The 3,361-nt window shown below is 73.5% G+C and carries 2 protein-coding genes and 1 pseudogene; 2 read left to right on the top strand and 1 reads right to left on the bottom strand.

What is annotated here, in order from left to right; translation table 11 throughout:
* Positions 1-582: 582 nt before the first annotated feature.
* Positions 583-1,482 carry an NAD-dependent protein deacetylase gene (locus B7L92_RS35775; RefSeq protein WP_081241360.1) on the bottom strand — a complete coding sequence of 300 codons (900 nt, stop codon included), beginning with the start codon at positions 1,480-1,482 and terminating at the stop codon, positions 583-585.
* Between the two features lie 315 nt (positions 1,483-1,797).
* On the opposite strand from B7L92_RS35775, the gene B7L92_RS35770 reads away from it, so the two are divergent.
* On the top strand, positions 1,798-2,784 hold the full coding sequence (locus B7L92_RS35770) for a hypothetical protein (protein ID WP_081241359.1): 987 nt from the start codon (positions 1,798-1,800) through the stop codon (positions 2,782-2,784).
* 54 nt (positions 2,785-2,838) lie between these two features.
* Positions 2,839-3,361: pseudogene (locus B7L92_RS35765) on the top strand (HSP90 family protein); the annotation flags it as partial.

Raw genomic sequence — 3,361 nt, 5'->3', positions numbered from 1 at the left:
CCATGACACAGCCCGCCCGGTCACCGGGCGGGCTGTGTCATGGACCGTGCGGAGAGACGGGACGGCGGCAGTACGGGTTGTAAAGAGAAAGCAAAGTCGCTGGGGAGGGATGCGACTGGTCCCGGCTGACGGACGTCGACCGACGCCGGCTCGTCGAGGATCCGGTCGATCGGCGGCAGGGCGCCGCCCAGGGCCACGGACGCCAGGCGGCCCGCACCCGGGGGAGGTGCGCTGTCGGCCGCATCCGGCCCTCACGACCGATGCGGGGCCCGTTGACGGGCGAGGGGTGGTGCGGGCGCGGCGGACAGGTCGATCTGCCGGCGGACGGACAGGCACACGAAGCTTCTGGGGCACGGTGCGTCCCGGTCGCCCCGCCGCACCGACAGCGCTGAGGCGCACATGCTGACGGAGTACGCGGTCGGGCCCCGCCGTTCCCGCGCCCGTGCCGGGAACCACTTGCCCCGGTGGGCAGCCGCCGCTGCCGTGCTCACGGGTCCTGCGCCGGCAGCCGGAACAGGGATCGGCGGATACAAAAGGCCGGCGCGGTGGCTGGCGGTGAACGCCCCGCCGTCACGACTCCGCTCAGGCCGTCGGCCGGCCGTCGACGGGGATGCCCAGCCGGTCGGCCACGGCGGTGAGGGTCGTTCCCAGCGGGAGCGCGACCCGGGTGACGGCGTGCCGGTCGCCCCGGGTCGGGTCCCGGTTGACGATCAACACCGGCTTCCCGGCCTGGGCCGCCTGGCGGACGAACCGGAGCCCGGACATCACCGTCAGCGAGGATCCCAGGACCAGCAGCGAGGACGCCTCACGGACCAGCGTGCGGCAGTGTTCGACCCGCCCCGGCGGAACGGCTTCGCCGAAGAACACCACGTCCGGTTTGAGGATGCCGCCGCAGACCGTGCAGGGCACCACGCGGAAGTCCCCGACCTGTTCGTCGGTGAGGTCGGCGTCACCGTCCGGGTTGATTCCGGCGGCCACCGGCTCGAAGCCCGCATTGGCCTCCTCCAGCCGCCGGGCGAGTTCGCGGCGCGGGCTGAGGGTGCCGCAGGAGAGACAGACGACCCGGTCCAGGCTTCCGTGGAGCTCCACGACGTCCTCGCTGCCGGCGGCCTGGTGCAGGCCGTCGACGTTCTGGGTGATCAGACCCGAGAGCAGGCCGTGCCGCGCGAACGCGGCCACGGCCCGGTGCCCGGCGTTGGGGCGGGCGTGGCCGAAGGTGCGCCAGCCGAGGTGGCTGCGCGCCCAGTAGCGGCGCCGGGCCTGGGCGCCGCCGGTGAAGTCCTGGTAGGTCATCGGGGTGTGCCGGCTCAGACTCCCGCCCTCGCCCCGGTAGTCGGGGATGCCCGACTCGGTGGAGATGCCCGCCCCACTGAGCACCAGCACACCGCCGGTGCTCAGCGCATGGGCGATCGGCTCCGGATCGGTGGTGCCCGGCGGCAGGTCCTCGGTGGGGGCCCAGTTCAGAGTGGGGCGCATGCGCATGCCGCCAGGGTACGGAACGGGCCGGCTCCGGTCGTTCTCACCGGTCGGCCTCCTCGATCGGCAGGACGGCGCACCGCGCTGGTGCGGAGACCCGGCCTGTTCCGGCGCGGCCCGGCGCAACCTGGCGCCCGGCGGGGGACGAGGCGGCTCCCACCCGTGCGGGGACGTCACATCCGCCGGCGGGGACCGGTGGGGGTGAGGGGACGGAACCGGGATCGGGCCCGTGAAGCACCGGTGAAAACTCCGTGGAATCAATGTCGGTGGGGCCGTTTATGCTGCACCGGATGATCACGCGGGACCAGGGGAGGGCGCGGCATGTTCGGCAAGCTGTTCGGCAGGGGCGGGGAGGGACCGGCGGCGACTCCGCACGCCCTTCCCGTCCCGCGCAGACAGAAGAACGGGATGTACGCGCTGCGCGCGCTCGGGGACACGCGGGTGCTCGCGCTGGTGGAGGCGGCCGACGCGGGCGACTGGGCGGCGGTCAAGACGGCACTGGCCCCCTTCGATCTCGGCAGCGACCACCGGGTCCTCGGTGAGCTGGCCGACCTGGACGGTGTGCAGGACTGGATCGGCCGGGCCGTCGAGGAGGACAAGGAGCACCGGGCGACAGCCCTGCTGATATCCGGGGCGCGCCACGTCGGCTGGGGCTGGGAGGCGCGCACCTCCGCGCGTGCCGTGGACGTCACGCAGGAGCAGTGGCGGATCTTCCACGAACGGCTCCACATCGCCGAGGAGCAGCTGCTCGAGGCCGCCGAGCTGCGACCGGAATGGATCACACCGTGGCGCCGCCTGCTCACCTCCGGCCGCGGCATGTCACTGGGCCCCGCCGTCAACGAGACCCGGCTCGACGCCGCCCTGCGCCGCGACCCGCTGGACCTGGAGACCCACGTCGAGTGGGTGTCGCAGCTGCAGCCCCGCTGGGGCGGCGAGCCCGGCCAGGCCCTGGCGTTCGCCCGCGACGCGCTCGCCCGCGCCCCGCAGGGACACCGCCTCGGCTGCGTGATCGCCATGGCGCACATCGAGGAATGGGTCGAGTCCGACCGTGGGGACTGCCTCGAAACCCCCGAGATCCGGGCCGAGTTGCGGGACGCGGCCGACCACAGCATCCTCCACCCCGCCTACCCGTACCGCCCGGGCTGGCAGCACGACTTCAACATGTTCGCCATGGCCCTGTCGCTGGCCGGTGAACGCCACACGGTCCGGCGCGTCTTCCAGACGCTCGACGGCGCCTACACCCGCTGGCCCTGGACCTACTTCGCGGAGCCCGAGAAGCAGTTCGCCCGCCACCACCGCCGCGCCTGAGCGCACCCCGGTCCCGCCCAACGCCCGCCGCCCCTCCCACTCCCGGACTGCCCGATGACTCTGCCCGACAACGCCGTGAACCCGGCCGGCGCCGACCGCACCTTCCAGGTGGACCTGCGCGGCCTCGTCGACCTCCTCTCCCACCACCTCTACTCCAGCCCCCGCGTCTACCTGCGCGAACTGATGCAGAACGCGGTGGACGCGCTCACCGCCCGGCGCGGCCTCGAACCGGCCGCACCCGCCGACGCCTTCGGCATCCGCCTGTACGCCGACGGTTCGGTGGTACGCGTCGAGGACGACGGCGTCGGCCTCACCGAGGCCGACGTGCACACCTTCCTCGCCACGATCGGCCGCAGCAGCAAACGCGCCCTGGCGGTCCCCCCGGCCGAGCCCGTCCGGGGCTGGGGGAACATCGCCGAGCAACGCGGCGACTTCATAGGCCAGTTCGGCATCGGCCTGCTCTCCTGCTTCCTGGTCGCGGACGAGATCCACCTCCTGAGCCGCTCCGCCCGCACCCCCGACGCCCCCGTCGTGGAGTGGCGGGGACGCGGCGACGGCAGCTACACCGTCCGCACCC

It is taken from the genome of Streptomyces viridosporus (genome assembly GCF_002078235.1).
GTDB classification, from domain to species: domain Bacteria; phylum Actinomycetota; class Actinomycetes; order Streptomycetales; family Streptomycetaceae; genus Streptomyces; species Streptomyces viridosporus.
This window is presented reverse-complemented; position numbering and strand designations above follow the sequence as displayed.

Coding starts and splice junctions, on each gene's coding strand:
- B7L92_RS35775 (WP_081241360.1), bottom strand. CDS start 1,482: ATGCGCATGCGCCCCACTCTGAACTGGGCCCCCACCGAGGACCTGCCG.
- B7L92_RS35770 (WP_081241359.1), top strand. CDS start 1,798: ATGTTCGGCAAGCTGTTCGGCAGGGGCGGGGAGGGACCGGCGGCGACT.